Source organism: Terriglobia bacterium, from assembly GCA_020073495.1.
Classification (GTDB): Bacteria; Acidobacteriota; Terriglobia; order Terriglobales; family Acidobacteriaceae; genus JAIQFD01.
The window spans coordinates 779,683-805,338 of the sequence record JAIQFD010000001.1 but is presented as its reverse complement, the minus strand read 5'-3'; the positions used below and the strand labels follow the sequence as shown (position 1 = coordinate 805,338).

At 63.7% G+C, this 25,656-nt stretch carries 27 protein-coding genes; 5 read left to right on the top strand and 22 right to left on the bottom strand.

Annotated elements, in window-relative coordinates:
- Positions 1 to 224 precede the first annotated feature (224 nt).
- The gene (locus LAN37_03675; protein MBZ5646308.1) at positions 225 to 1,319 is read right to left on the bottom strand and encodes a DNA polymerase III subunit delta'; all 1,095 of its coding nucleotides are present in this window, start codon (positions 1,317 to 1,319) and stop codon (positions 225 to 227) included.
- 2 nt (positions 1,320 to 1,321) lie between these two features.
- Positions 1,322 to 2,005, bottom strand: coding sequence for a dTMP kinase (gene tmk, locus LAN37_03670; GenBank protein ID MBZ5646307.1), 684 nt, complete (start codon positions 2,003 to 2,005; stop codon positions 1,322 to 1,324).
- Positions 2,006 to 2,103: 98 nt separating this feature from the next.
- Between tmk and LAN37_03665 the strand changes: the two genes are divergently transcribed.
- The gene (locus LAN37_03665) at positions 2,104 to 2,331 is read left to right on the top strand and encodes a hypothetical protein (GenBank protein ID MBZ5646306.1); all 228 of its coding nucleotides are present in this window, start codon (positions 2,104 to 2,106) and stop codon (positions 2,329 to 2,331) included.
- A gap of 82 nt (positions 2,332 to 2,413) precedes the next feature.
- Here LAN37_03665 and LAN37_03660 read toward each other — a convergent pair whose 3' ends face one another.
- The 14 genes from LAN37_03660 to dnaK form a co-directional block, all read right to left on the bottom strand.
- Positions 2,414 to 3,166 (bottom strand): PIG-L family deacetylase, encoded by a 753-nt coding sequence (locus tag LAN37_03660; protein MBZ5646305.1) that lies wholly within the window; start codon positions 3,164 to 3,166, stop codon positions 2,414 to 2,416.
- A gap of 60 nt (positions 3,167 to 3,226) precedes the next feature.
- Positions 3,227 to 3,922 (bottom strand): ribonuclease HII, encoded by a 696-nt coding sequence (locus LAN37_03655; protein ID MBZ5646304.1) that lies wholly within the window; start codon positions 3,920 to 3,922, stop codon positions 3,227 to 3,229.
- 285 nt (positions 3,923 to 4,207) lie between these two features.
- Positions 4,208 to 4,549: a 50S ribosomal protein L19 gene (rplS, locus tag LAN37_03650; protein ID MBZ5646303.1), complete on the bottom strand. Its 342-nt coding sequence runs from the start codon at positions 4,547 to 4,549 to the stop codon at positions 4,208 to 4,210.
- Positions 4,550 to 4,593: 44 nt separating this feature from the next.
- Complete coding sequence (gene trmD / locus LAN37_03645; protein MBZ5646302.1) at positions 4,594 to 5,403, bottom strand: tRNA (guanosine(37)-N1)-methyltransferase TrmD; 810 nt, start codon at positions 5,401 to 5,403, stop codon at positions 4,594 to 4,596.
- 102 nt (positions 5,404 to 5,505) lie between these two features.
- Positions 5,506 to 6,036 (bottom strand): ribosome maturation factor RimM, encoded by a 531-nt coding sequence (gene rimM / locus LAN37_03640; GenBank protein ID MBZ5646301.1) that lies wholly within the window; start codon positions 6,034 to 6,036, stop codon positions 5,506 to 5,508.
- Positions 6,037 to 6,062: 26 nt separating this feature from the next.
- On the bottom strand, positions 6,063 to 6,293 hold the full coding sequence (locus LAN37_03635; GenBank protein MBZ5646300.1) for a KH domain-containing protein: 231 nt from the start codon (positions 6,291 to 6,293) through the stop codon (positions 6,063 to 6,065).
- An 82-nt stretch (positions 6,294 to 6,375) separates the two neighbouring features.
- Positions 6,376 to 6,621: a 30S ribosomal protein S16 gene (rpsP, locus tag LAN37_03630; GenBank protein MBZ5646299.1), complete on the bottom strand. Its 246-nt coding sequence runs from the start codon at positions 6,619 to 6,621 to the stop codon at positions 6,376 to 6,378.
- A gap of 436 nt (positions 6,622 to 7,057) precedes the next feature.
- Positions 7,058 to 8,419 carry a signal recognition particle protein gene (gene ffh / locus LAN37_03625; GenBank protein ID MBZ5646298.1) on the bottom strand — a complete coding sequence of 454 codons (1,362 nt, stop codon included), beginning with the start codon at positions 8,417 to 8,419 and terminating at the stop codon, positions 7,058 to 7,060.
- A 145-nt stretch (positions 8,420 to 8,564) separates the two neighbouring features.
- The gene (locus LAN37_03620) at positions 8,565 to 9,368 is read right to left on the bottom strand and encodes an MBL fold metallo-hydrolase (protein MBZ5646297.1); all 804 of its coding nucleotides are present in this window, start codon (positions 9,366 to 9,368) and stop codon (positions 8,565 to 8,567) included.
- 145 nt (positions 9,369 to 9,513) lie between these two features.
- A complete protein-coding gene (locus LAN37_03615; protein MBZ5646296.1) occupies positions 9,514 to 9,708 on the bottom strand; it encodes a hypothetical protein in 195 nt (64 codons plus the stop codon).
- A gap of 64 nt (positions 9,709 to 9,772) precedes the next feature.
- Positions 9,773 to 10,780: a histone deacetylase gene (locus LAN37_03610; protein MBZ5646295.1), complete on the bottom strand. Its 1,008-nt coding sequence runs from the start codon at positions 10,778 to 10,780 to the stop codon at positions 9,773 to 9,775.
- A 91-nt stretch (positions 10,781 to 10,871) separates the two neighbouring features.
- Positions 10,872 to 11,270 carry a helix-turn-helix transcriptional regulator gene (locus LAN37_03605; protein ID MBZ5646294.1) on the bottom strand — a complete coding sequence of 133 codons (399 nt, stop codon included), beginning with the start codon at positions 11,268 to 11,270 and terminating at the stop codon, positions 10,872 to 10,874.
- A 191-nt stretch (positions 11,271 to 11,461) separates the two neighbouring features.
- Positions 11,462 to 12,652: a J domain-containing protein gene (locus LAN37_03600; GenBank protein MBZ5646293.1), complete on the bottom strand. Its 1,191-nt coding sequence runs from the start codon at positions 12,650 to 12,652 to the stop codon at positions 11,462 to 11,464.
- A gap of 272 nt (positions 12,653 to 12,924) precedes the next feature.
- Complete coding sequence (gene dnaK / locus LAN37_03595; GenBank protein ID MBZ5646292.1) at positions 12,925 to 14,856, bottom strand: molecular chaperone DnaK; 1,932 nt, start codon at positions 14,854 to 14,856, stop codon at positions 12,925 to 12,927.
- Between the two features lie 222 nt (positions 14,857 to 15,078).
- On the opposite strand from dnaK, the gene LAN37_03590 reads away from it, so the two are divergent.
- On the top strand, positions 15,079 to 15,555 hold the full coding sequence (locus tag LAN37_03590; GenBank protein ID MBZ5646291.1) for a hypothetical protein: 477 nt from the start codon (positions 15,079 to 15,081) through the stop codon (positions 15,553 to 15,555).
- 221 nt (positions 15,556 to 15,776) lie between these two features.
- Here the strand turns inward: LAN37_03590 and glmS are convergent, their stop codons facing one another.
- From glmS to LAN37_03565, 5 genes are all read right to left on the bottom strand, one after another.
- The gene (gene glmS, locus LAN37_03585; protein MBZ5646290.1) at positions 15,777 to 17,651 is read right to left on the bottom strand and encodes a glutamine--fructose-6-phosphate transaminase (isomerizing); all 1,875 of its coding nucleotides are present in this window, start codon (positions 17,649 to 17,651) and stop codon (positions 15,777 to 15,779) included.
- Between the two features lie 144 nt (positions 17,652 to 17,795).
- Positions 17,796 to 18,038, bottom strand: coding sequence for a phosphoribosylformylglycinamidine synthase subunit PurS (gene purS / locus LAN37_03580; GenBank protein MBZ5646289.1), 243 nt, complete (start codon positions 18,036 to 18,038; stop codon positions 17,796 to 17,798).
- A gap of 94 nt (positions 18,039 to 18,132) precedes the next feature.
- Complete coding sequence (locus LAN37_03575; GenBank protein ID MBZ5646288.1) at positions 18,133 to 18,408, bottom strand: hypothetical protein; 276 nt, start codon at positions 18,406 to 18,408, stop codon at positions 18,133 to 18,135.
- Between the two features lie 157 nt (positions 18,409 to 18,565).
- Complete coding sequence (locus LAN37_03570) at positions 18,566 to 19,336, bottom strand: LytTR family DNA-binding domain-containing protein (protein MBZ5646287.1); 771 nt, start codon at positions 19,334 to 19,336, stop codon at positions 18,566 to 18,568.
- A 146-nt stretch (positions 19,337 to 19,482) separates the two neighbouring features.
- Positions 19,483 to 20,664 carry an acetyl-CoA C-acetyltransferase gene (locus LAN37_03565; GenBank protein ID MBZ5646286.1) on the bottom strand — a complete coding sequence of 394 codons (1,182 nt, stop codon included), beginning with the start codon at positions 20,662 to 20,664 and terminating at the stop codon, positions 19,483 to 19,485.
- Between the two features lie 155 nt (positions 20,665 to 20,819).
- On the opposite strand from LAN37_03565, the gene rlmB reads away from it, so the two are divergent.
- The 3 genes from rlmB (at position 20,820) to LAN37_03550 (ending at position 24,804) form a co-directional block, all read left to right on the top strand.
- Complete coding sequence (gene rlmB / locus LAN37_03560) at positions 20,820 to 21,560, top strand: 23S rRNA (guanosine(2251)-2'-O)-methyltransferase RlmB (protein ID MBZ5646285.1); 741 nt, start codon at positions 20,820 to 20,822, stop codon at positions 21,558 to 21,560.
- On the top strand, positions 21,560 to 23,263 hold the full coding sequence (locus LAN37_03555) for a hypothetical protein (protein ID MBZ5646284.1): 1,704 nt from the start codon (positions 21,560 to 21,562) through the stop codon (positions 23,261 to 23,263). The genes rlmB and LAN37_03555 overlap by 1 nt, the downstream gene beginning before the upstream one ends.
- A gap of 110 nt (positions 23,264 to 23,373) precedes the next feature.
- The gene (locus LAN37_03550; GenBank protein ID MBZ5646283.1) at positions 23,374 to 24,804 is read left to right on the top strand and encodes an MBL fold metallo-hydrolase; all 1,431 of its coding nucleotides are present in this window, start codon (positions 23,374 to 23,376) and stop codon (positions 24,802 to 24,804) included.
- A 98-nt stretch (positions 24,805 to 24,902) separates the two neighbouring features.
- Here LAN37_03550 and LAN37_03545 read toward each other — a convergent pair whose 3' ends face one another.
- Positions 24,903 to 25,643 carry an SIMPL domain-containing protein gene (locus LAN37_03545; GenBank protein ID MBZ5646282.1) on the bottom strand — a complete coding sequence of 247 codons (741 nt, stop codon included), beginning with the start codon at positions 25,641 to 25,643 and terminating at the stop codon, positions 24,903 to 24,905.
- Positions 25,644 to 25,656 lie beyond the last annotated feature (13 nt).

Genomic DNA, 25,656 nt, shown 5'->3' with positions numbered 1-25,656 from the left:
AATTCCTTCGCTTGCGGTTCCGGCGCGGTCGAACTTGCTGGACGCGACACGAACACCTCGCGCGGCAAAACTTTCCAGGATTGACCCCAGGACGACCTTTTGTGGGCTGAACTTGGGTTAACGGTATCACAGGCGAGGACGGAGTGACAATGAGTGGGCAGTGGACAGTGGGTAGTGGTCAGACCTTTGTTGATGGACCGATTTACCAGTGAGTAAACGTTCGGCTAGGTCCTCTCCAGCGATGTGGCGAAGGCGTCTAGCGAGAGCGACCGCAGCAGGTTGCGCCGCATGCCGGCCTGAACCTCGTCCAGGCGCTGGGCCGCCGCGGCGATCCAGTCAAAGTCCACCGGTCCCGACAGTCGTTCCAGTTCGGCGGCAATATCCGTGTTTCGCACCAGGTCCTTGGTCCCCGATTTCACGAACAGCAGGTCTTCCAGAAGCAGATATGTCGCGTGGAGCAGGTCGTCGGTCTTTTCTTTGCCGTCAGCACCGGCGCGGTAGGTTTCGGTGGTGCGGAACAGGTCGCTGTGTTCCTTGGCCTCGATGGCGGTGGCCAGCAGGGTGAGCGCGTCCTTGCGCGCGCTCATGTAGGCAGCCAGGTCGAAGGTGCGAGCGCAGCCGACGGCGCCGCCGCTCAGCCGCGCCACCAGTGCGCGTTGCTTGGCGTTCCACTCCGGACGGCGCTTGGCCAGGTCCTGCTCGATCTCGCGCGCCGGAAGCGCGGCCAGGGTCAGCGTCATGCAGCGCGAGCGGATGGTAGGCAGCAGTTCGCCCGGGTTGGTGGTCAGCAGAAAGAGCGTGGCGAACTCCGGCGGCTCCTCCAGCACTTTGAGCAGGGAATTGGCCGCCTCTTTCATGAATACCGAGTCGGTGAAGATGTACACGCGCTCCCGGCCGTCGCTGGGCCGGTAGTAGATGCTTCCGACCACGTGCCGCACCTGCCCAACCTTGATCATCATCTGCGGGGGGTCGGGCGGGATGACCAGCACGTCCGGATGGGTCTGGAGAAAGATGCGGGTATCCTTCTTGTCGGCATCGCGCAGGCCTTCGCGGGCTTCCACCGCTTCAGCGAAGCGCGCGTCGAGGTCGTCGGCCTCGGCGATGCGGGTGCAGTTCGAGCACTTGCCGCAGAAGTCGGGCAGGTCGCCGGCCGGCGGCTGAAGGCAGTTCAGCGCTTTGGCCATCATCTGCGCCAGCGTGTACTTGCCCGCGCCCGCAGGCCCGGCGAGGATGATGCCCTGCGGCAGACGCCCGCCCTGCAACATTTGCCGAAGCTGCGTGACGACCCGCTCGTTGCCGTGGAAATCGCGGAAGCCCATGACTAGAATCCGGACGCCTTCTTGCCCGTCAGCCTCCGCCGCACTTCGGCCACGATCTGCGGGTGCACGACCTCGGCGGGCGGCTTGGCGTCCACGGCGAAGACGCGGTCGGGCTCGCGCTTGGCGATCTCGAGATACTTGTCGAGCACGCGCTGGAAGAACGCCCGGTTCTCCTGCTCGAAGCGGTTCTCGTCGGCGATGGAGTTCGGATCTTTCGCCAGATTGCGCTTGCGCGCGCGGGCTACGCTCTTGGCGACGTCGGAGACCATCAGGATGGTCATGTCCGGTTGCAGCCCCTGGCAAAGGATTTCATGGAGTCGCAGGACGGGCTCGCTGCCCAATTTGCGACCGCCGCCCTGGTAGGCCTCGCTGGAGTCGGTGAAGCGGTCGCACAGGACGAACTTGCCGGCGTTCAAGGCAGGGAGGATGACCTCGTGGATATGCTGCGCCCGCGAGGCGAACATCATGGCCAGCTCGGCCCACGGCGAGAGGTCGCCGGTGTGGGAATCGAGCAGTACGGCGCGGATCTTCTCGCCTGCGGGCGTGCCGCCGGGCTCGCGCGTCACCACCACCTCGACTCCTTCGGCGCGCAGGACGGCCGCCAGCTTCTCCAGTTGCGTGCTCTTCCCGCAACCGTCGAGCCCCTCGATGGTGATGAACTTCCCGCGCGTTTTCCTGCCAGACACGCGGAAATCATATCATCCGACCTGTGCTACACTCCGGCTGCACGTCCCCCAAAATTCCCATCCCTGGGAGCCCTGACCCTTGCTGAAGGAGGCCAGTCATGCGCCTCGGCGACTACATCGACGATTACTGTTCCCGCTGCAAGCTCTCCACCGACCACGCCATCGTGTCCATGGTCGGCGAGGAGGTCAAGAAGGTCCGCTGCCGCACCTGTAGCTACGAGCACAACTACCGCAAGAACAAGGGCGGCAAGCAGATGACCAAGCAGGAAGCCTTCGACAAGCTGCTGGCCACTGCCAAGGAGCAGCTCGGCGGCGGAAAGAAATAAGCCGGTTCACGAGCGACGTCGCCAAGCAGGCTGAGAATTTCCTATCCCCATTCCTCCCCCGCATCCTCTGCGTTCTCTGCGGTTAATTCTCTTTTTCTTCCACGCCCGCGAACAGGTCGGTTTCGGGTTCCACATGGCGCGGCCGGGTGGACGCCGCCAGGTGGAAAGTTTCCTGCGTCCCGCGCTGCCGCACCGCATTCTCGAAGATCGAGAAGAGCGGTGACTGCGATGTGTGCGCCTTGAAGGCGGCGATCTTCCTCTCCAGCAGGTCTTTGCCGACCTCGATCACGGCCGTGACCGGCGAGAGCGACACTGGTTGACGGTCCGGGAGCGTGAACAGCGCGGTCGCGTAGTACAGCTTCTGGGTCCGGTGCGGCTCCAGCCCTCCATTGAGCTGCTCGGGGTAACGGTTCGAGCGCCCCGCCCAGTGGTAGGCCAGTGTCGTGAACAGAGAAACCATCGAGTGGTCGGGATGGGCGGTGATGGCCCCCTCCGGACCTATGGTGACGATCACGTGGGGCTGGATCTGCCGGATGCGGCGCGCCACCTGGCCGACGACTTCGTTGAAGTCCACGCGGTCGAGTCCGGCATCCGGATAATCCATGCACTCGTGCTGCCGGATGTTCAGGATCTGGCAGGCGCGAGCAAGTTCCTGGCGCCGCAGCGTCCCGAGATCCTGGTCCGAGCGGGCGCTGCCCCTATGCGTGGCCGCCTGCCCGGGGGTCAGGCAAAGCAAGTGGGTCTGTACCCCGCGCGAGGCATAGTGCAGCAGCGATCCGCCGAACCCGCCGGCTTCGTCGTCGGGATGGGCGGTCACACAGAGCAGGTGAAGCATGTTTCGGTCGTCCTCCGGGGATGGAGATTCTTCATGTGTAACACGGGGAGAAGCGAGTCGTCAGTCGTCGGACGAGATCGAAGCCGCCTCCGGCGCCGGGGGCACAGACTCCTCCAGCATGAACTCCAGCACCGCCTGCGAGGTCTGCCAAACCGGTGCGAATGACAGCCGATGCAGCGGCGACGGCCCGTGCTCGCGCAGCACCCGGATGTGCTGGGGCGTGGAGTACCCCTTGTTGGTGCGCAGGCCGTAGATGGGGAACACCGCGTCCCATTCCCGCACCATTCGGTCGCGCTCCACCTTGGCGATGACGGAGGCGGCGGCGATCGAGGCGGAGAGCGCGTCGCCGTGGATGATGGGCGTCTGCGGGCAGTCGAACTCGATGCGCAACGCGTCGATCAGCAGGTGCTCGGGGCGGGGACTCAGTTGCGCCACCGCTTCCAGCATGGCCAGCCGTGAGGCGTGATAGATGTTGATCTGGTCGATGCGCGCCGCGTCCACCGCGGCGAAGGCGATGGCCAGCGCGTGCTCGCGGACCTTCTCCGCCAGCCGGTCGCGATCTTTCTCCGGCAGCAGCTTGGAGTCGCGCAGCCCGCGGATGCGGTACGCGGGATCCAGGATCACCGCCGCCGCCACCACCGGCCCGAACAGAGACCCGCGCCCCACTTCGTCCACCCCCGCCACCAGCCGCAGACCCTGCGCCCAAAGCTGCTTCTCGTATTTCGTCGTGCACTTCAGCCGCTTGAGCAGGCGCATTTTTGCCGCGGCAGGGGAGAGCTCTTTCGCCGGTTTCGCTTTTGCGGGCACGGGAGGATTGCGACGATTCTAACCGGAAAACCTAGCACGAAGACACACGGCAGAACGAAGAAGTTAGAACGAAGAATGCAGAAGTAAGAAGGGTGGCGCAGGGCTTTAGCCCTGCAGTCCAGTCCGCCAATGAAGACGGCTTTAGCCGCTGAGGTACATAACTCAATGCGCCGCAGCGGCTAAAGCCGATGATCCTGCCAATATCTTCCGCAGGCCTGAAGGCCTGCTCCACCCTTACTCCGCTTCGCGCAGGCGTGCGGCCTTGCCGCGCAGCTCGCGCAGGTAGAAGAGCTTGGCGCGGCGGACCTTGCCGGAACGCACCACTTCCACCTTGTCGATGACTTTCGAATTTCGGGGGAAGATGCGCTCCACGCCGTGGCCGAAGCTCATCTTGCGCACCGTGAAGCTGCCCTGGGGGCCGTTGCGGCTGGCGATAACCGTGCCCTCGAAGGCCTGCAAGCGCTCCTTGTCGCCTTCCTTGATCTTCACGTGCACGCGCACCGTGTCGCCCGGCTTCATGGCCGGGAGGTCCGTGCGCTGCAGCTTGGCGGTCAACTTTTCCATTACTGTGCTCATAGCCTTTTTCCTTCCAGATGCGGAGCGCCTGGGCCCGCAGGATTCTAATCCTTACCGCTTCGTATGGAAGCGATCAAACTTTTGTCTTCCTCGCTCAACGCGACCTGCTCCAGCAGGTCGGGGCGATTGCGGAGTGTCTTTTCCAGCGCCTTGCGCCGCCGCCAGCGCCGGATCTGCTCGTGGTTCCCGTTCACCAGGACCTCGGGCACCGGCATCCCGCGGTATTCCGCCGGACGCGTGTAGTGCGGGTAATCCAGCAGCCCGCCGGAAGCGCAGGTCGCTATTGGACCATCGCCCCTGACAGCCGAGGCGGCTGTCCCACACGTGAACGATTCCTGCTGTGCCGACGCCTCATTTCCCAGCGCGCCGGGGATGAGCCGCGTCACCGCGTCCAGCACGATGGCCGCGCCCAGCTCGCCGCCGCTCAGCACGAAATCGCCGATCGACAGCTCGCGGTCGGCCAGGTGCTCAGCCACGCGCTCGTCCACGCCCTCGTAACGGCCGCAGATGAGCACGATGCGCTCCAGCCCCGCCAGCTCCTCGGCCACGCTTTGGCGGAAGATCTGTCCGCCGGCCGAGAGCAGGATCACCGACTCCTTGTTCTCCCGGCGGTGCCCGCGCGGCGCGATCTTCAGCGACTCGGCGCATTCGAAGATAGGCTCGGGCTTGAAGACCATGCCCTCGCCGCCGCCGAACGGCCGGTCGTCCACGGTGCGATGCTTGTCGCGCGTGAACCCCCGCAGGTCGTGCACTCCGATGTCAATGAGCCCGGCTTCGCGCGCCCGGCGCACGATGCCGTGTTCCAGCGGCCCGCGGAAAAAGTCCGGAAAAATCGTGAAAATTTCGAATTTCATCCGAACGATCCCGCCGCTCGAGATCCCTCGCTTCGCTCGGGATGCCGCCAGCGGGCTCAGACGCCCGCTAAACGGCGGCACTTCATTCCCGTGCCTGCCAACCTACTCGCCGCGCTGCCGGCGTTTTTCTTCCTCGCTCAGCGGCGCGTCCAATTCCAAAAGCCCTTCGGGCAGCGCCATCTCCAGGCGCTTGCGCTCGATATCAAGCGACTTCACGAACTCGGCGGCGAAGGGGACCAGGTATTCCTTGTCTTCTTTCTTCACCACCAGCAGCGGCGCCTCTCCCGCGCCCGGCTGCACGTCCTCGATGCGCCCGATCTCTTTGCCGTCCGCGATCACCGCGCATCCCACCAGGTCGGCGATGTACGCCGCGCCCGGCTTCAGCGGCGCCCGCTCTTCCTGCGGGATCTGGATCTCGCAGCCGATCAACCCCTCGGCGTCCGAAATCGAATCCACGCCGCGGAACTTCAGCACGATGCCGCCCTTGTGCTCCCAGCTCGTTTCCAGCTCGAGCTGTCGGCGCGACCCGTCGGCGGCGAGCGCGAACAATCGTTTCCGCTCGCGGAAGCGCTCCGGGAAATCGGTGTGGATCTCGGCGGCGACCTCGCCGCGACGTCCCTGGGTACGGGTCACGCGGGCGATGGTGATGAACGCGTCCGTTATTCCAGAATCTCCAGCGTGTAGCGCTTTTTTAGCTTCATGCCGGCGGCGCCCAGGATGGTGCGGATGGACCGCGCCGTGCGCCCCTGCTTGCCGATCACCTTGCCCAGGTCTGCGGGCGAAACCCGCAACTCGAGCACCGTGATCTGCTCACCGTCAACCGCCTGTACGGAGACTTTTTCGGGTTCGTCGACCAGCGCCTTCGCGATCTGCTCGACCAACGCGCGCATGTCCCCACCCGGCTCCGTCGTCATCATCGAGCTCCTGAGTGGTGTGGGGCCTGAATTCCTGCAACCCTAAGAACAGGCAGTATTAAGCCGCGGTTCCTGCCGGCGCGTTCCTGGCCAGGAGCTTGCCAACGGTCTCGGATACCTGCGCGCCCTTCGACTTCCAATAATCGATGCGGTCGCGCTTCAAATCCACGGAGGCTGGGCTGGTGCGGGGATTGTAGGTTCCCACGACCTCCACCGGGCGGCCGTTACGGGCGCGCTCTTTCTCGATCACCACGATGCGGTAGTACGGTTTCTTGGGCGCACCTATGCGCGCCAGACGGATCATTAACACGTAAACAGTTGTCCTTTCTTATCTTTCCGCTGATGTGCGGACAATCCAGTATTATCGCGTATCTGGCGGGGTTTTGACAACCGGGAAGGCTAGGCTGACCTAGCGCTTCAGAGACCTGAAACCAATCACAATCGGCACCAACCAGCCGAGTAGTAAAGCAGTCCAGAGTACAGAAAAAATCACGTTTGAGAGCGGTTCCGGGATTCGGTCTAGCCATTGAGCCAGTGGGCCAATGCGTGTCTCTCGGAGGATGACGTTCCCGATGACAAGCCAAAGTACGCCCGCAAACCACGCGATACCAACCGCCACGAAGATGAAGGGTCTGACTCGCACGCGAGATCCTTCGCGGCAGGGCCGCTCAGGATGACGGCGGCGGGCTCCCGCTCCCGTCGCGCAACGCGCTCCGGTCGCTCACGCCCGCCAAGCGCCGTCACATTCCCGGCAGCTTCATTCCCGCCAGGCGCTTGTTCATGAAGCTGGATTTCGACATGCTCTTGAACATTTTGCGCATCTGGGCGTACTGGCGGAGGAGCTGGTTGACCTCCTGCACGCTGGTGCCGGAGCCGCGCGCGATGCGCTTGCGGCGCGAGCCGTTGATGGCCTCGTGGTGCTCGCGCTCGTAGGAGGTCATGGAATTGATGATGGCCTCCACGCGCACCAGTTGCTTCTCGTCCACCTTGTCGGAATGCGCCTGGAGCTGCGCGAACGGCCCGATGCGCGGCAGCATGCCCATGATGCTCTGCAGCGAGCCCATCTTCTTCACCTGCCGGAGCTGGTCGCGGAAGTCTTCGAGCGAGAAGCCGTCGCCGGAGAGCGCCTTGGCCGCGAACTCCGCCGACTTCTTCTTGTCCACCTGCTGCTCGGCCTTCTCGATCAGCGAGAGGATGTCGCCCATGCCCAGGATGCGGCCCACGATGCGGTCGGGGTGGAAGGGCTCGAGCGCGTCGTACTTCTCGCCCACGCCGATGAACTTGATGGGCTGGCCGGTGACGTTACGGATGGAGAGCGCTGCGCCACCGCGCGCGTCGCCGTCCATCTTGGTCAGCACCACGCCGGTGAGCGTGAGCTTTTTGTGGAACTCGTCGGCGGACTTGACCGCGTCCTGGCCGGTCATGGAGTCTGCGACAAACAGGATCTCCTGCGGGTTGAGCAGCTTCTTGAGCGACTGCATCTCCTCCATGAGCTGCTCGTCGATGTGCAGGCGGCCGGCGGTGTCCACGATCAGCACATCGCAGCCGGTGTTGATGGCCTCGCGCCGCGCCTCTTTCGCCAGTCGCTCCACCGTCGCCGTGTTCGCTTCCGTGACCTGGCCCTCGTAAAGATTGCCCTTGATCGCGCCCGCCACCACCTTCAACTGCTCGCGCGCGGCGGGGCGGTAGACGTCCACCGACACCAGCATCGGGCGGTGCCCCCCGGCCTTGAGCCAATGCGCCAGCTTGCCCGAAGTGGTGGTCTTGCCGGAGCCTTGGAGGCCGGCCATCAGGATCACGGTCGGCGGCTGCGAGGCGAACTTCAGCTTGGCGGTGTCCTTGCCCAGGACGTTGATGAGCTCGTCGCGGACGATCTTCACCACCTGCTCGGCGGGCGAGAGCGCAGTCATCACTTCCTGGCCGACCGCCTTCTCCCGGATGCGGTCGATCAGCTCCTTGACCACCTTGAAGTGGACGTCGGCTTCCAGCAGCGCCAGGCGGAGCTCGCGCAGCGCTTCGCCGATGTTCTCCTCGTTCAGCGTGCCCTGGCCGCGGAGGTTCTTGAATGCCCGTTGTAGTTTTTCGGAAAGGTTCTCAAACATAAGCAGAAAGCCCGCTCGAAACCTCTATTGTATCAGCCGCTTGGGTGGGCTTTTCTGTAGCTGCGCTGCACAGAAGATTTAACCGCACAGTACGCAGAGGAACGGAATTCAGAAGATTCTCTGCGATCTCGGCGCTCTCTGCGGTTCAGCTCTTTCTTGGCGCTTCCGAGATGCCGACGTCCACCCACTCACCGTCCGCCGGGAGCGCTACGCGCTCGCGCAGTCGTTCCGCTTCGAGCTGGAACGCCAGGTCCTCGCGCGTGACGATGCAGTGGTTGATGGCGTCCATGTGCACCGCGACCACCTGAGTCTTGGGCGCCGCCTGGCACACCCGGATCACGTCTTCCGGCGTCATGGTGATGGGATCGCCTTGCAGGAACCGCGCCCCGCCCGCATTGACCACGGTCGTCGCCGGATGGAACTCGTGCAGAGGCCCGGCGACCTCCTCGCACCAGATGGTGTCGCCGGCGATATAGAGCGTCGGCTCACCCGACGCGCGCAGCACGAATCCTGACACCGGCGCCATCTTCTTCCCAATCTCTCCGGTGCCATGCCGCCCGCCGGTGCGGTGGATGGTGATTCCGCCCCAAGTATGTGTGGGATAGCCGCCTGCGGCTGTCTTGACGATCGGCGTCACGTTCGTGAACCCGGCGGCGCGGAATTTCGGCTCATCTTCCGGTTGCCCCAGCAGTGGCATGTTCTTGGGGATGATCTCGGCCGCCGCTGCGTCCCAGTGATCGCGATGGGTGTGCGTCACCAGCACCGCCTCCACCCCGCGCAGCACGTCCTCGACCGGCTCGGGCAGCTCCACCAGCGGGTTGGGCCGCGGGTTCGGCGAGTTGTCGATCGCTGTCATGGCCCCGGCCCGGCTCAACATGGGATCGACCAGCAGCCTGTGCCCGGCATACTCCAGCTTCAGCGTGGCGTGACGGATGAGTCGGATCTTCATGGAAGAAACCCTACCACGGAGACGCGGAGATACGGAGGAAGGCAGAACAAAGAGCGAAGAACGAAGAATGCAGAAGTCACTTCTTCCATCTGCGATCTGACTTCTTCGATCTTCGATTCAGCTTCTGTTGCCTCCGTGGAGGATGTTATTTCTTCTTCTTCGGCACCATGATCAGGAACACGTTGCGGTCGTGCGCACCGGCGCTCGGCACCACGAATTGCAGTTGGTAGCCTTCTTCCCAGGCGCGGTTCAACTCATCTTCCAGGTGGATCTCGGTGACGCGCGGCGCCAACACGCGGTACGGCTTCAATTTCGGCGCTTTCATGGCAATAGCAGCCATACGGACCTCCGGGTGATTTCGCGGAAACTGTAGTCCTGCGCACGGCTCCAGGCAAGGGCGGACATCACCGCTTGCTGGCCACGGGCGCGAAGACCCCCTGGGCCGCCAGTACGGTGTTGCAGTGGATGGTGATCGTGTCGAGCACGTTCTGCGCATACCCGCCCGCAAAGGTGACCATCACCGGGATGCCGCGCGCCTTGGCCGCCTTGAACACCAGCAGGTCGCGCTGTTTCAGGCCTTCGATGGTCAGCATTAATCCGCCCAACTGGTCTTCCTTGTAGGGGTCGGCGCCCGCCACGTAGCAGAGCAGTTCGGGATCGAATTGCCGCAGCCCGGCGCTGAGCGCATTCTCCAGCCAGGAGAGGTACTCGTCGTCGGTGGTGCCGTCCGGCAGGTTCACGTCGATGGTCGAGGGCGGCTTCCACGCCGGGTAGTTGTTCTCCTGGTGCAGCGAGATGGTGAACACATCGCCCTCGAAGGACTCCATGTCGGAGGTGGGCCCGATGCGGCTCATGGTGGCCCGCGACCACGCGGGCAGCGGCTGCGCCTGCGAATCCTGCGGCGCGAAGATGACTGCCGTCCCATTGCCCTGGTGAACGTCGCAGTCCACGGTCATGGCCCGCTTGATCTTCCTGTCCTTCTGCATCCGCCGGATGGCGATGGCGATGTCGTTGATCATGCAAAATCCTTCACCATGGTCGGGGAAGGCGTGGTGAAAGCCGCCTCCGATCTGGAAGGCGACACGGTCGCGCAGCGCGTGCTCCGCTGCCGAGATGGTGCCTCCCGCCGCCAGCCAGAAGGACTGCACCAGCGCCAGCGAGTACGGGACCTCCATCTGCAGCTCTTCCCGCGGCGAGAGCGTCCCGTTCTTCAGCTTGCCCACGTAGTCAGACGTGTGCGCCAGCCGGACGTCGTCGTCCGAGGCCGGCTCCGGCTCGAGGAAGTCCTCGGCGCCGGCGATCCCTTCTTGCAGCAGCTGGTTGTGGATCAGCCGGAACTTGTGCGCCGGGAACACGTGCTCCCCGATCGGCAGGTAATACCCGTCGCTGTAGATCAGCTTGAAGGGAAGCATACGGCCCTGCGGGCGAACCGTCAGAATAGCCCACCCGGTGGCCGCTCGTCATTACCGTCGCTCTCGCAGCAGGTGCTCGACGCCGATTTCGCTACTTGCGCTTCGGAGGCGCGGCGGGCGGCGGCACCGGCCGGCGGATGGGGATGATGGCGCCCTTGGACGCGTCGGCCGGCGCCTGCGCGTGCGCGATCATCTCTCTCTGCAATTGCAGGATGAATTCCTGGATCTGCCGCTGCATCTCCTCCATGCGCTCGCGCATTTGCAGGATGATGGCGATGCCCGAGATGTTCACCCCCAGCTCGCGCGCCAGCGAGAGGATGAACTCCAGCCGCTGCAGGTCCTCATCCGTGTACAGCCGCGTGTTGCCCTCGGTGCGCGACGGCTTCAGCAGCCCTTCGCGCTCGTACAGCCGCAGCGTCTGCGGATGGATGCCGTACATCTCGGCCACCGCGCTAATCATGTAGGCACCTTTTGTTTTCCGCTTGGCCATAGTTCCTTCGCGTCGCTCAGGATTTCGCCTGCGGGCTCCCGCTCGACTCCGCCTCGCTCACGCCCGCAAAGCGGCTCAACATGTACGCGCCTTTGGTCTTACGCTTCGCCATGATTGAGCACTTAGCGATTTGCTATTAGCGATTAGCCATCAATGGACAGCTAAACGCCAATCGCTAATAGCTAATCGCCTCACACTTTCGCGAACAGCTCCGCCCTCGGGTCGTCCGGGTTCAGCTTGGCCAGCTCGCGCAGGATCTCCTTGGAGCGTTCGTCGTGCACCTGCGGAACCACGACCTTCACTTCCACGATCTGGTCGCCGCGCACTCCGTCCCTGGTCGCCGAGGACACGCCCTTCTCCCGCAGGCGCAGCTTCTGTCCGCTCTGCGTGCCCGGCGGCACCTTCATCTGGGTGCGCCCGTCGACGGTGGGGACTTCGATCTTCGCTCCCAGTGCGGCCTCGGTCGCGGTGACCGGCACTACCACGTGGATGTCGTCGCCGTCGCGCTTGAACACCGGGTGCTCGCCGATACGGACGATGATGTACAGATCGCCGTTCGGCCCGCCGTTGCGCCCCACATTCCCTTTTCCGCCCAGCCGGATGCGCTGACCGTCGCGCGTGCCCGCCTTGATGCGCACCTCCAGCGGCTCGGTCCGGCTCACCGACCCCTGTCCGCCGCACACGTGGCATCCCGACTGCGCCTTGCCTGTTCCGTGGCAGCGCGGGCATTGCAGGTTGAACTTCATACGGTTGGCCGTCTGCTGGACCTGCCCTTTGCCGCCGCACTCCGGGCATGGCCCACTCGCTTGCAGCACGCCCGTGCCGCGGCAGTTGGCGCATTGCTCGCCGTGCTGCACGTTGATCCGCATCACCCCGCCGCGGATCGCCGTCCAGAAGGGAACACTCACCTGGTATTCGAGGTCGGATCCCGGCTCGGGACCGTGCGGCTGCGCGCCGCGTCCGCCGCCGAAGATGGAAGAGAAAATGTCGCGGAACCCGCCACCGCCCGGCTGCGCGCCGCCTCCGGTGAAATCGGAAAAATCGAAGCCGCTGAAATCGAACGGCACTTCCTGGGCGTGGCCTTGCCCGCCGCCGGGAAAGCCCGCGAATCCGCCGCCACGCGCGTACGCTGCGGCCGCCGCCGGATCGATGTTGTCCGAGTAGAACCCGAGCTGGTCGTAGATCTTGCGCTTCTTGGGATCGGAAAGGACGTCGTGGGCCTCGGAGAGCTCCTTGAACTTCTCCTCCGCCTTCTTGTCGCTGGGATTGACGTCGGGATGGTACTTGCGCGCGAGTTTGCGGAACGCCTTGCGGATGTCGTCTGCGGACGCAGTCTTTTTTACGCCAAGAACGCCGTAATAATCTTTGGTCTGCGTAGCCATAGGGTTCCTTCGACTCGTCGCTACGCTCCTCGCTCAGGATTTCGCCGGCGGGCTCCCGCTTCGCTCACGCCCGCCAAGCGGCTCAACTTCACGTCCAGCACGCCGTAGTAGTCCTTGCTCTGTGTGGCCATTGCAAGTACCGCGAGTCTAAAACAAACGAGGCGAAGACCCCCAAAAGATCATTCGCCCCCACAAAAGCATTCAGAGATCCTTCGCGGCCTTCGGCCGCTCAGGATGACCGCGGCGGGGCTCAGACGCCCCGCCATGCGCGGTCACTTCTTTTCGTCCACGTCCACGTACTCGGCGTCAATCACGCCTTCGTCTTTCTTCTTGGCCTCGCCGTTGCCGCCGCCCGGGGCCTGCGCTCCGGGTTGCGGACCGGCCTCGGCGCCCGGAGGCGGGGCAGCCTGTTTGTACATGGCCTCAGCCAGTTTGTGCGACGCCTTGGTCAGGGTCTCCTGCGCGTGCTTCATCTGCGCCGCGTCGCCGGACTCCAGCGCCTTCTTGGCGTCGGCCAGCGCGTTCTCCACGTCGCCGCGCTCGCTGCCGGTGATCTTGTCCCCGTGCTCCTTCAGCATCTTCTCGATGTTGTAGACCATGGAGTCGAGCTGGTTGCGCGAATCGATCTCCTCGCGCTTGGCTTTGTCTTCCGCGGCGTGCGCCTCGGCCTCCTTGGCCATCTTGTCGACCTCCTCCTTCGACAGGCCCGAGGACGAGGTGATGGTGATCTTCTGGTCCCGGCTCGTGGCCCGGTCCTTGGCGGTGACGTTCAGGATGCCGTTGGCGTCGATGTCGAAGGTGACTTCGATCTGCGGCACTCCGCGCGGGGCCGGCGGCAGGCCCGTCAACTGGAACTTGCCCAGCGTCCGGTTGTGCGCCGCCATGGGGCGTTCGCCCTGCATCACGTGCACCTCCACCGACGTCTGGCTGTCGGCCGCGGTGGAGAACACCTCGGTCTTCCGCGTGGGGATGGTGGTGTTGCGCGGGATCATGGCCGTGGCCACGCCGCCCAGCGTCTCGATGGAGAGCGTCAGCGGGGTGACGTCCAGCAGCAGCAGGTCCTTGACGTCGCCCTTGAGCACGCCGCCCTGGATGGCCGCTCCCACCGCCACCACTTCGTCCGGGTTGACTCCCTTGTGCGGCTCGCGCCCGAACAGTTCCTTGACCAGGTTCTGGATGCGCGGCATGCGCGTCTGCCCGCCCACCAGCACCACTTCGTCGATCTTGCTGGTCTCGATGCCCGCGTCCTTGATGCACTGGCGGCACGGCCCCACCGAGCGCTGGATGATGTCTTCGATCATCGACTCCAGCTTGGCCCGCGTCATCTTCTTCACCAGGTGTTTGGGCCCGGTGGCATCCGCGGTGATGAAGGGCAGGTTGATCTCGGTCTCCATGGTGGTGGAAAGCTCGATCTTGGCGCGCTCGGCGGCGTCGCGCAGGCGCTGCAGCGCCATCTCGTTGCCCTTGTCGCGCAGGTTGAGGCCCTCGTCCTTCTTGAACTCGTCGATGAGCCACTCCACGATGCGCTGGTCGATGTTGTCGCCACCCAGGTGGGTGTCACCGTTGGTCGCCTTCACCTCGATGACTCCCTCGCCCACCTCCAGGATGGAGATGTCGAAGGTGCCGCCGCCGAAGTCGTACACCGCGATGGTTTCGTCTTTCTTCTTGTCGAGTCCATAGGCCAGCGCCGCCGCCGTCGGCTCGTTGATGATGCGCTTCACCTCCAGGCCCGCGATCTTGCCCGCGTCCTTGGTCGCCTGGCGCTGCGCGTCGTTGAAGTACGCCGGGACCGTGATCACCGCATCGGTGATCTTCTCCCCCAGGTAGTCCTCGGCCGCCTTCTTCAGCTTCATCAGGATGTATGCCGAGATCTCCGGCGGGGTGTACTTCTTCCCCTGCGCCAGCACGGCGACGTGATCGCCCTCGCGCTCCACCTTGTAGGGCACCATCTTCATCTCTTCATTCACTTCGTCGTAACGGCGTCCCATGAAGCGCTTGATGGAGTAGATCGTGTTCTCGGGATTGGTGATCGCCTGGCGCTTGGCCACCTGTCCCACCAGCCGCTCGCCGGTCTTGGTGAATCCCACCACCGACGGAGTGGTGCGGCCACCCTCTTCGTTGGCTATGACCTTGGGCTCCGTGCCCTCCATCACCGCCACAACCGAGTTCGTTGTGCCCAGATCGATACCGATAATCTTCGCCATTGACCCAGCCTCCTGCTTATAAGTGCTTGATTCCTATGATGTTGTCCGTCAACTTTCGTCTTACAACAAGCCTAGAATAAGACTTGAGTGAGTTGTTGTCAAGTCGTTAGATGTGCCTCCGAGGCTGTGCGCTGCACCAGTTTTCGCTGTGGTTCTGGCGTGAATTGCTGCTGGCGCGGCGCAAGGCTCGGAGATAAACTGCGCAGCTAAGCGGAGGAGCTTATGCAACTGGAAGAAGAAGCTCACGTGTGGCAGACCATCGGCATCATCGCCTGGGCGGCGGGAGCGGGCATGCTGCTGGTTCTGTTCAAACAGAACGGCGTGATCAAGGTTTCGGACGCCGCCACCCTCAGCAACGGCCTGGCAGCCTCCTTCATGATGCTGGCGGGCATCGCCGGCACCGTTTTCGGACGCGTCATGAACGCACTGATTGATGGCTATCAGCCGCGCGAGGCCAGGCTCTGGCACCTGTTCGCTCTGGTGTGTTCTTCGTGCGGGGCCTTCGCGGTTCTCTACATCGCGCTGGGACACTGGAACAAGCCGATTTCGCTGACTGCCCTCACCGTGGGACTCGCCGGCTCCTTCCTGATTGTGACCGGAGTCATCTGCCTGCTGGGAAATCGCGTCATGCATCGCGCCACCCAGAAATTCGGCGGAAACTCCGAGGCTACGCAGGCGGCCAAGCCGGCCGGTTCCTGACCGCCAATCCACGGCGTAGAAGCAAGAAAGCCGAGGAATCATTTCCTCGGCGATCGCTGCGTTCTGGGCGGTGAAATCGTTATTCGACAGTCACCGATTTTGCCAGGTTTCTCGGCTGGTCCACGTCGCACCCGCGACGCACCGCGATGTCGCCGCGCTTGCCGAGGCGTCAGAGCCTCGGCGCGGCCATCCTGAGCGGGCAGAGCCCGCGCGAAGGATCTCTACTCGACCGTTACTGACTTCGCTAAGTTCCTGGGCTGGTCCACGTCGCACCCGCGACGCACCGCGATGTGGTACGCCAGGAGCTGCATCGGGATGACCTCGAGGATGGGCGAGAGCAACTCCGGCGCCGGCGGGATGTAGATCACGTTGTCCACCGACTCCCGGATCTCCTCATCGCCGTCGGTCGCCAGCGCGATCACCTTGCCGGAGCGCGCCTTTACCTCCTTGATGTTCGACAGCGTCTTCTCGTAGCGCGTCATGGACTCGGCACTCTCGGCGTCTCGTGTCGCGATGACCACCACCGGCAGGTTCTCGTCGATCAGGGCATTGGGGCCGTGCTTCATCTCGCCCGCCGGATAGCCCTCGGCATGGATGTACGAGATCTCTTTCAGCTTGAGCGCGCCTTCGAGCGCGATGGGGTAGTGGATGCCGCGCCCCAGGAACAGGAAGTCCTGCGCCCGCGAGTATTCCTTGGCCAGGTCTTCGGTCTCCTCGTCCCGCGCCAGCAGCGCCTCCAGCTTGCCGGGGATGCGCGTCAGTTCCGTGATCATCTTCCTGGCGCAGTCGTTGGTGATGGACTTGCGCACCTCGGCCATGTGGAGCGCCAGCAGGAACAGCGCGGTGAGCTGCGCCGAGAACGCCTTGGTCGAGGCCACGCCGATCTCCGGCCCGGCGTGCGTATAGATCGTCCCCGCCGCCTCGCGCGGGATCATGGACCCAACCACGTTGCAGATGGCCAGCGTTTTCGAGCCCTTCGCTTTGGCCTCGCGCTGCGCCGCGATGGTGTCGGCAGTCTCGCCCGACTGCGAGATCAGCACCGTGATCGCGTCCGCCGTCACCAGCGGGTCGCGGTAGCGCCACTCGCTGGCGTAGTCCACCTCCACCGGGATGCGGGCCAGCCGCTCGATCATGAACTTGCCCGCCTGTCCCGCGTGCCAGCTGGTGCCGCAGGCGGCGATGTTGATCTTGCCGCAATTGCGGAAGTCGGCCTCGGTGATCTCCATCTCTTCCAGGAAGATCTTGCCCGAATCCAGCGAGACGCGTCCCAGCGTGGTGTCCCGCACCGCGCGCGGCTGCTCGTAGATCTCCTTGAGCATGAAGTGCTTGAAGCCGCCCTTCTCCGCCATGATCGGGTCCCAGGTCACGTGCTGCACCTGGCGCTGGATGGGTTTGCCGTCGAAGTCGGTGAGCTGCACGCCCGCCGGCGTGATCACCGCCAGGTCGCCGTCGGCCAGGAAGAACAGGTCGCGCGTGTGATACAGGATCGCGGGCACGTCCGACGCCACGAAGTACTCGTCCTTGCCCAGCCCGATCACCGCCGGCGGCCCATTGCGCGCCGCCACGATCTTGTCCCGCTCATCGGCCGCGATGATGGCCATCGCGAACACGCCTGTCAGTTCCTTGGCCGTCTTGCGCACCGCCTCTTCCAGCGAGACCTGCTTGCTGCCGTCCTTGGCGAAGTGGTACTTCTCCACCAGGTGGGCGATCACCTCGGTGTCGGTCTCGGTGGTGAACTTGTGGCCTTCCTCGGTCAGCTTCTTCTTGAGCTGGAGATAGTTCTCGATGATGCCGTTGTGCACCACCACGATCTTGCCCGTGCAGTCGCGGTGCGGGTGGGCGTTTTCTTCCGTCGGACGCCCGTGGGTGGCCCAGCGCGTGTGGCCGATGCCGTAGGTGCCGTCGAGCGGCTTCAGGCGGATGGCCTCTTCCAGGTTGCGCAGCTTGCCCTCGGCGCGCCGCACCTGCAGCCCGTCGCCGTTGCCGCCCACCGCAATCCCCGCCGAATCGTACCCGCGATACTCCAGCCGCCGCAGCCCCTCTACGATCACGGGCACTACCCGCTTCTTACCTACGTAGCCAACGATTCCACACACGACCCACCGCCTTCAAAGGGAATCAGACTCTCAGGAAATCCCTGTAATTATGCGCCACAAACCTGGTTCTGTGGATGTCCGCCGCCGTTACCGCGGTGCAAGAAGTAAGGTTACTTGCAGCGCGGCCCCCCTCGGTCGCGGGAACTAATCTTCGAGCGAGTACCGAAACTCTTCGATCACCGGGTTGGTCAGCACCTCGCGCGCAATGCGTTCCACCTCGGCCTTGGCCGCCTCGCGGTCGCCGTTGGCCAGCGTGATCTCGAAGTACTTCCCCTGACGCACGTCATGGATGTCGGCGTAGCCCATCTTCTTCAGCGCGCCGTGGATGGTCTTGCCTTGGGGATCGAGGACAGTCTTCTTCAGGGAGACATAGACGTAGGCTTTCATGGGAACGATGATTATAAATCCTCGGGACGCAACAAGGCCCGACACCTGCGTGCCGGGCCGGTTTTGTTGACGGCGAGCGCCCAACCGGGCGGTGTTATCTCTTGCGTCCGAGCAGGAATCCCACCACGGTGCCGATCGTGAACGCGCCCAGTGTGGCGAGCCCCACGGTGGTCAGCGGATGATGCCGTACGCTGTGCTCGGCGTCTTCCATGACTTCTTCGGCCACTTTCTGGCCGCGTTTTGCCGCCTTCCGGGCGGCGTCCAGGCTGTCATCGATGGCGTGGACGACGGCCTCGCGCAGGCGCGCCGCCTCCTCCGCCGTGTCGGCGATCCGCTCATTCACCATCTTCTTTACGGTTGTGGCTTCCATGTTCCCCTCCTGTTACCGGTGACAATGGCTGGGACTACTTGGGCCGGACGAGACCGCATTACACCACAGTCCCCATTTTCAAGACAGTGACCGAAGTCACCCCTCTGCGGTCATCTTTAATCTTCGCTGCCAACTGCCAACTGCCAACTGACCACTGCTACAACCCGAACAGCTCCCGCAGCCTCTTGGTCTGCGCCCGGCTCACCGGGATCTCCGACTGCTTCTTGTCGTCCATGCGGAGCTGGTACGAGCTCTTGAACCAGGGCACCACTTCCTTGATCCGGTTGATGTTCACCAGGAAAGAGCGGTGCGCCCGCCAGAACAGGCTGGGATCGAGCGAATCCAGCAGTTCTTCCAGCGTGCGGCAGTTCGACTGGCCATCCGTGGTGGCGGTGAACACCGTGATCACGCCGTCCTCGATCGAGGCGTAGCAGATGTCCTTCTGGTCCACCAGGAACAGCCGCCCTCCGGCCTTGATCACGATCTTTGACGCCGCCGTCTTCTGCTGCTCCAGCATCTTGACCAGCGTTTCCAGCTTGTCCGTGGGCGCCGCGGGGCTTTGGATGCGCTGCCTGGCCTTCTGCACCGACTGCGCCACGCGTTTCTTGTCGAACGGCTTCAGCAGGTAGTCGACCGCGTTGACCTCGAACGCCTTGACCGCGTACTGGTCGAAGGCCGTGGCAAAGACGATCTGCGGCATGCTGACCTTCTTGTCGATCAGCCTCTTGATGACTCCAAAGCCATCCAGCCCCGGCATCTGCACGTCCAGGAAGACCAGGTCGGGCGCGTGTTCCTTGATCAGGTTCACCGCCTCCACGCCGTTCTTGCCCTGGGCGACGATGTCGACGCCGTCCACCGACTTCAGCAGGTAGGCGAGCTCGTCCCGCGCCAACTGCTCATCATCCACGATCACTGCGGAAAGGGACATCTACACTCCTGACATCTTGAGTCCAATCCTATAAGTATATTGACGCCGTTTGCAGACCGTCAACGAACCTGCTTTGAAGGGGCGCGGCTTCAGCCGCGCCGATTAGAGACAAGAACGATAAGGGCTTTTAGCCCCTGAGGCAAACCTCATACCCGCTCCACCGCCAGCGCCATCCCCATCCCGCCGCTCACGCACAACGTCGCCAGCCCGCGCTGCGCTTTGCGCTTCATCATTTCGTGCAACAAAGTGACCGTGATCCGTGTTCCCGTGCAGCCGATGGGATGCCCCAGCGCGATCGCCCCGCCATTCACATTCAGCTTCGACCTATCGAAATGCAGCTCGCGGTCGCACGCCAACACCTGCGCCGCAAACGCCTCGTTCAACTCGACCACGTCGTACTGCTCTAACTTAATCCCGGTCTTCCGCTCTAGTTTTCTGACTGCCGGCACCGGCCCGATCCCCATGGTCCGCGGGTCCACGCCCGCTGACGCCGCTCCCACGATCCGCGCCAGAGGTTTCAGGTTGTGCTTCTTGACCAACGACTCGCCCGCCACCACTACCGCCGCCGCTCCGTCGGTGATCCCCGATGCATTTCCTGCGGTGATCGTTCCGGTCTTCTTGTCGAACGCCGGCGCCAGCTTCGCCATCTTCTCCAGCGACGCTCCCAGGAACGGGTGCTCGTCCCTGGCGAACGTGGTCGCGCCTTTCTTGCTCTCGATGGTCACCGGCACGATCTCGTCCTCGAAGCGCCCGCTATTGATGGCGCGCTCCGCCCTCTGCTGCGAGCACAGCGCGTACTGGTCCTGCTCTTCGCGTCCGATCTTGTACTGCTCGGCCAGCAGCTCCGCGGTCTCGCCCATCACCATTTTGGCCACGGGGCAGAAGAAGCCATCGCGATACATCCCATCCACCAGCTCGCTGTTGCCCAGCCGGTATCCCCAGCGCGCGCCCTCGAGGTAGTAGGGAAGCCGCGACATCGACTCCGTCCCGCCCGCCAGCACGCACTCCATGTTGCCCTGCAGGATCTCCAGGTAGCCGAGCGCGATCGTCTTCATGCCCGACGCGCACGCCTGGTTCACGGTGTACGCCGGCACCTCCTGTGGCACCCCGCTGCGGATGGAGATCTGCCGCGCTACGTTGGGCCCGCCGCCCGCCTGCCGCGCGTTGCCGAAGATCGTTTCCTCGACCTGCCCGGGCTCGACCCCGGCGCGCTCCATCGCCGCCTTGGCCGCGACCACGCCCATGTCCGCGGCCGTCTGCGACATAAGCGATCCGCCGAACTTCCCGATCGCCGTGCGCACCGCCGAAAGGATGAATACGTCCTGCAAAGCAGCACCCCCGAACCGTTAAGTCTAGCATCCAGGTTTGCGTTGAGACGGGCGTCCTCCCCCGTACTTTATCGCATGGCTTCTCTGCGCTCTCTGCGGTCAAATGGTTTCGATGTGGGTGAATCCGCGGAATCGAAGTTGTTACACTGTTCCCGATGGACGTCATCTACGGCATTCACGCCGTCGCCGAAGCGCTGAAATCGCGCGGCCGCGCCTTCGAGTACGTCGCCATCTCGCGCGAGCGCCACGACGCCAAGCTGCAGCGCATCGTGGACGACTGCCGCGAGTCGCGCGTGCCTGTGCGATTCGTCTCCCGCCAGGACCTCGACCGGCTGGCCAACCGCGCCGCCCACCAGGGCGTGGTGGCGGTCGCCGCCGCCAAGCAGTACGGCGACCTTGATGACCTGCTGGCCCACCGCCGCGGCGCGCACGCTTTCCTCATCGTCCTCGACGGCGTCGAAGACCCGCACAATCTCGGCGCCATCATCCGCACCGCCGACGCCGCCGGCGCCGACGGCATCGTCATCCCTGAGCGCCGCGCCGTGGGCGTCACCGGCACCGTCGCCAAGGCTTCCGCCGGCGCCAGCGAGCATCTGCCCATCGCCAGGGTCACCAACGTTTCCCGCGCCGTCGAAGAACTGAAAAAGCAGAACATCTGGACCGTCGGCCTCGACGAGCGCGGCACCCAGCCCTACGACCAGCTCGACTACAAGATGGACTGCGCCCTCGTCCTCGGCGCCGAGGGCAAGGGCCTGCACGAGCAGGTCCGCAAACACTGCGATTTGGTGGTGTCGATCCCCATGCTCGGCCAGGTGCCGTCGTTGAACGTCTCCGTCGCCGCCGCCGTGGTCATGTACGAGATCGCCCGCCAGCGCAGAGCAGGGAACAAGAAATAATGAAAAAGTTTCTCTGCGTTCTCTGCGTTCTCTGCGGTTCAGTTCTTTCTTCGTCCGCCCTCGATCGCCACGCGTTCACTTTCACCGACTACAACCTGACCATCACCCTCGATCCGCCGAAGTCGGGTCTCACCGCCGAAGGCAGCGTGACCCTGCGCAACGACACCACCGAGCCGCAGAAGGTTGCCGTCCTCCAGATCTCCTCTTCGCTGGATTGGAGATCGATTACCGTCGGCGGGAAGCGGGTGCAGTTCGTCTCCCAGCCCTACATCTCAGACATCGACCACACCGGCTCACTGAACGAAGCCATCGTCACCCTGCCGGCGGCGGTAGCGCCGAAGGGAACGGTGGAGGTCGAATTCCAATACAGCGGCACCATCCGCCAAGATGCCTACCGCCTGACCGCGGCCGGCGTCCCGGAGAAGACCGCTCTGGCAAGTGACTGGGACCGCATCGGAGATCCATTCACGGCGCTGCGGGGCGTCGGGTACGTGACCTGGTATCCCATTTCGACCGAGGCTGCGAGCCTGACCTTCGGGAGCCAGTTATTCGACGAGATCGGGGCGTGGAAGCAGCGGGAAACGGAAGCGACCATGGACGTCACAATTCTGCGAGCAGTCGATGCTGCCAAACGCGAGGTGGTTGGAACGCTCAATGTGTTTGATCGGCGACCTCTCGGTTTCAGTACACCTGCTTTTGCGACCGGCGAATATCAACATTTGAAAAGGTCGGGGATGCCAGCCGACCATCCGAATGTGGACATCGACTACCTCGCCGGCCGGCAGCAGCTCGCGGAGGATTACGCCCGCGCCATCACCGACCTGGCGCCCTTCGTGACCGAATGGTTCGGGGCGCCGAAGCAGGCGGTGCACGTGGTTGAATTGCCGTGGGCGGTTGCGGCGCCCTGGGAGAGCGGGCCCATGCTGCTGACGCCGCTCGAGCAGGAAAGCCACAGCAAGCTGGAGCTGGCGCTGGTGCACCAACTCACGCATGCGGCCTTCGAGTCGCCGCGTCAGTGGATATACGAAGGGCTGGCGCACTTCGCACAGGTGCTCGACCGCGAGCGGGTGGACGGGCGCAAAGACGCGATCGCGTACATGCAGGCGCAGTCGGACTTGCTGCTGACAGCGCAGCAGCCCGACGTGCCCAATGCTCCGGGGAGGAAGGAGCCGGCCGAGGCGCGGCGTCAACAGCCGCTGGCCACTACGACCGACGAGCTCTTCTACCGCACGAAAGCGATGTGGGTGTGGTGGATGTTGCGCGACATGGTCGGCGACGCCCCCCTCCAGCGCGCGCTTCATGCCTACAAGGCCGACGACGACCGCGAGCCGTCCTACATGCAGCGCCTCATCGAGGCCGAGTCCAAACGCAAGCTCGAGTGGTTCTTCGACGACTGGATCTATCGCGACCGCGGCCTGCCCGACTTCCACGTCGACTCGGCGTATCCACGCGCCACGCTGGCCGGCGGATACATCCTCACCATCGCCGTCGAGGACCGCGGCGACGCCGGCGCCGAAGTGCCGGTCACCGTCGAGACCGCACACGGCGCCGTCACCCGCCGCCTCGAGGTCCACGCGCACGACAAAGCCTTCGTCCGTATCGAAGTGCCCGAAGCCCCACGGCGCGTCATCGTCAACGACGGCAGCGTCCCCGAGGTCCTGCGCAAGGACAACGTCTTCGAGGTGAAGCTCCCGGGGAGCTAGTACTCAGCACTCGGCACTCCGAATTCCCACATCTCGCGAAGCGAACCGAGTACTGAGTACCGAGTACTGAGTACTTCTTCCGCTACAATATGCGGTTCTCCACTACGCCCATGGCCTACATCCAATTCCTTGGTGCCGCCGGCACCGTCACCGGCTCCAAGCACCTGATCAACGTCTCCGGCGACACCACCGGCAAGCGCGGTCTCCAGGTGCTCATCGACTGCGGACTCTTCCAAGGACAGAAGGAATGGCGCGAGCGCAACTGGCAGGACACGCCCGTCCCGGCGCGCGAGATCGATTTCGTCATCCTCACCCACGCGCATCTCGACCACTCCGGCTGGGTACCGCGCCTGGTGAAGGAAGGATTCACCGGAAAGATCTTTTGCACACCGGCAACGATTGACCTCTGCTCCATCCTCCTGCCCGATTCCGGCCACCTCCAGGAAGAAGACGCGGAATTCGCCAATAAGAAGAAGACGTCGAAGCACACGCCCGCCCTCCCGCTCTACACCGAGGAGGAGGCGCAGGACTGTCTGCGCCTGTTCAGTCCGGTGGATTTTGGTGAGGTCACGCAGCTTGGCCCCGAGTTCTCCTTCCGCTTCGTGCGCTCGGCGCACATCCTGGGCGCCTCCATGGTGGAGGTGACGGTGAACGCCGACGGCGCCACCCGCCGCATGCTTTTCACCGGGGACATCGGGCGTGTGCGCAACGTCCGCGCCAACCCCGGCAAGGTCATGCAGGAGGGGCCCACCGAGGGCGAGCAGGCCGACATTCTGGTGATGGAGTCCACCTACGGCAGCCGCAACCATCCCACCACCGACCCTCGCCCGGAACTCGCCCGCCTGATCCGCGACACCGCCAAACGCGGCGGCTCCATCGTCGTGCCCGCCTTCGCCGTCGAACGCACCCAGAAGTTCCTCTTCCTGGTCAAGGAGCTGATGGAAGCCGGCGACATCCCGCGTCTGCCCGTCTATACCGACAGCCCCATGTCCTGCAAGGCGGTGGACGTCTTTCTGAAGCACTCCGAGGAGTTCAGCCAGGACACGCGCAACCTCATCGCCAAGTACGGTTCTCCGCTCCAGTGGCCGGGCTTCCAGTTCGCGACGAACGTGGAAGATTCAAAGAAGATCAACGAATCGCGCTACCCCTGCATCATCGTGTCATCGAGCGGCATGGTGACCGGCGGGCGTATCCAGCACCATCTCATCCAACGATTGCCCGACCCGCGCAATCTCGTGCTTTTCATCGGATTCCAGGCGCCGGGCACACGCGGCTTCATCATCAAGAGCGGCGCTTCGGATGTGAAAATATTCGGCCAGATCGTCCCTATCCGCGCCCAGGTCGCTGCGCTGGAGCAGTTCTCCGACCACGCCGACACCCCCGAACTCCTGTACTGGCTGCGCACCTTTCCACGCCCGCCCAAGACCACCTACCTGGTCCACGGCGAGCCCCAGGCGTCTTCGCAACTACGCGATGCCATGAAGAAGGAATTGGGCTGGACCATCGAGATCGCCGAGTACATGGAGCGCGTGCAAGCCTGATTGTGTGGGACAGCCGCCTCGGCTGTCGGGCGAAAGGGCACGGCTTCAGCCGTGCCTTTCATCACAATCTATTGAAGGGGCTTCAGCCCCTGAGGTCCCTATTCGATTGCGTACACCGCGTACGCCGTCGCCTCCTGCTCGACCTTTTGTGGGAACAATCGGATGTGCGGCCTTGGAATATTCTCATCTCCCATGATTCCGCCAACCATGCCGCCCGCGACACCGGCTGGGTAGCCGCGACTCGAGGCAACGCCGGCGAAATTGCTCGAGTAGAGCAGCGCACCGAGTTTGATTCCCAGTGAAATTGCGACTTGCTCCGCGACCCTGTGAGCTTTGATCATCGCCGCCGCTGTCGCCTTGGATTGCAGTGCGTTCCGGTCGCGAACCGTCCAGCTGACCGGATCCACGACATTGGCCCCAGCATTCATTGCTGTGTTGATCACTCCCTGTGCCTGCGCGACCGGTACGCGGACGCGCCACATTTGCCGTGCTGTGAACCGTCGTTGCTGCTGCGTCGCCTCCGGCACCTTGTCAGAGAAGTTCGTCCGGAAGACAGCCATTGTTTCTGTCTCAATTTCTTCCTCTTTCACGCCGGAATCGAGGATGGCCTTGATGATTCGGTCGGCTGCACGCGCGTTATCGGTAAACGTCTGATCTTCCGTCGGAGCAAAGTTCAGGTATCCGAAATGCACTTCGGCCAGCTCCGCGTCGACCTTCACAGAATCTTCCGCCGAAACGTAAATCGTCCGGCTGGAACGACTGATTTGGAGTTCCTGCGCTGTGAGCAATAGAGAAGTAAGCGTCAGGAATAGTAAAGTTCCCAATGTAATTGATTTCAAATGCCACCTCCTT

Coding starts and splice junctions, on each gene's coding strand:
- LAN37_03675 (MBZ5646308.1), bottom strand. CDS start 1,319: ATGGGCTTCCGCGATTTCCACGGCAACGAGCGGGTCGTCACGCAGCTT.
- LAN37_03665 (MBZ5646306.1), top strand. CDS start 2,104: ATGCGCCTCGGCGACTACATCGACGATTACTGTTCCCGCTGCAAGCTC.
- LAN37_03660 (MBZ5646305.1), bottom strand. CDS start 3,166: ATGCTTCACCTGCTCTGTGTGACCGCCCATCCCGACGACGAAGCCGGC.
- LAN37_03655 (MBZ5646304.1), bottom strand. CDS start 3,922: ATGCGCCTGCTCAAGCGGCTGAAGTGCACGACGAAATACGAGAAGCAG.
- rplS (MBZ5646303.1), bottom strand. CDS start 4,549: ATGAGCACAGTAATGGAAAAGTTGACCGCCAAGCTGCAGCGCACGGAC.
- trmD (MBZ5646302.1), bottom strand. CDS start 5,403: ATGAAATTCGAAATTTTCACGATTTTTCCGGACTTTTTCCGCGGGCCG.
- LAN37_03635 (MBZ5646300.1), bottom strand. CDS start 6,293: ATGCGCGCGTTGGTCGAGCAGATCGCGAAGGCGCTGGTCGACGAACCC.
- rpsP (MBZ5646299.1), bottom strand. CDS start 6,621: ATGATCCGTCTGGCGCGCATAGGTGCGCCCAAGAAACCGTACTACCGC.
- ffh (MBZ5646298.1), bottom strand. CDS start 8,419: ATGTTTGAGAACCTTTCCGAAAAACTACAACGGGCATTCAAGAACCTC.
- LAN37_03620 (MBZ5646297.1), bottom strand. CDS start 9,368: ATGAAGATCCGACTCATCCGTCACGCCACGCTGAAGCTGGAGTATGCC.
- LAN37_03615 (MBZ5646296.1), bottom strand. CDS start 9,708: ATGGCTGCTATTGCCATGAAAGCGCCGAAATTGAAGCCGTACCGCGTG.
- LAN37_03610 (MBZ5646295.1), bottom strand. CDS start 10,780: ATGCTTCCCTTCAAGCTGATCTACAGCGACGGGTATTACCTGCCGATC.
- LAN37_03605 (MBZ5646294.1), bottom strand. CDS start 11,270: ATGGCCAAGCGGAAAACAAAAGGTGCCTACATGATTAGCGCGGTGGCC.
- LAN37_03600 (MBZ5646293.1), bottom strand. CDS start 12,652: ATGGCTACGCAGACCAAAGATTATTACGGCGTTCTTGGCGTAAAAAAG.
- dnaK (MBZ5646292.1), bottom strand. CDS start 14,856: ATGGCGAAGATTATCGGTATCGATCTGGGCACAACGAACTCGGTTGTG.
- LAN37_03590 (MBZ5646291.1), top strand. CDS start 15,079: ATGCAACTGGAAGAAGAAGCTCACGTGTGGCAGACCATCGGCATCATC.
- purS (MBZ5646289.1), bottom strand. CDS start 18,038: ATGAAAGCCTACGTCTATGTCTCCCTGAAGAAGACTGTCCTCGATCCC.
- LAN37_03575 (MBZ5646288.1), bottom strand. CDS start 18,408: ATGGAAGCCACAACCGTAAAGAAGATGGTGAATGAGCGGATCGCCGAC.
- LAN37_03570 (MBZ5646287.1), bottom strand. CDS start 19,336: ATGTCCCTTTCCGCAGTGATCGTGGATGATGAGCAGTTGGCGCGGGAC.
- rlmB (MBZ5646285.1), top strand. CDS start 20,820: ATGGACGTCATCTACGGCATTCACGCCGTCGCCGAAGCGCTGAAATCG.
- LAN37_03555 (MBZ5646284.1), top strand. CDS start 21,560: ATGAAAAAGTTTCTCTGCGTTCTCTGCGTTCTCTGCGGTTCAGTTCTT.
- LAN37_03550 (MBZ5646283.1), top strand. CDS start 23,374: ATGGCCTACATCCAATTCCTTGGTGCCGCCGGCACCGTCACCGGCTCC.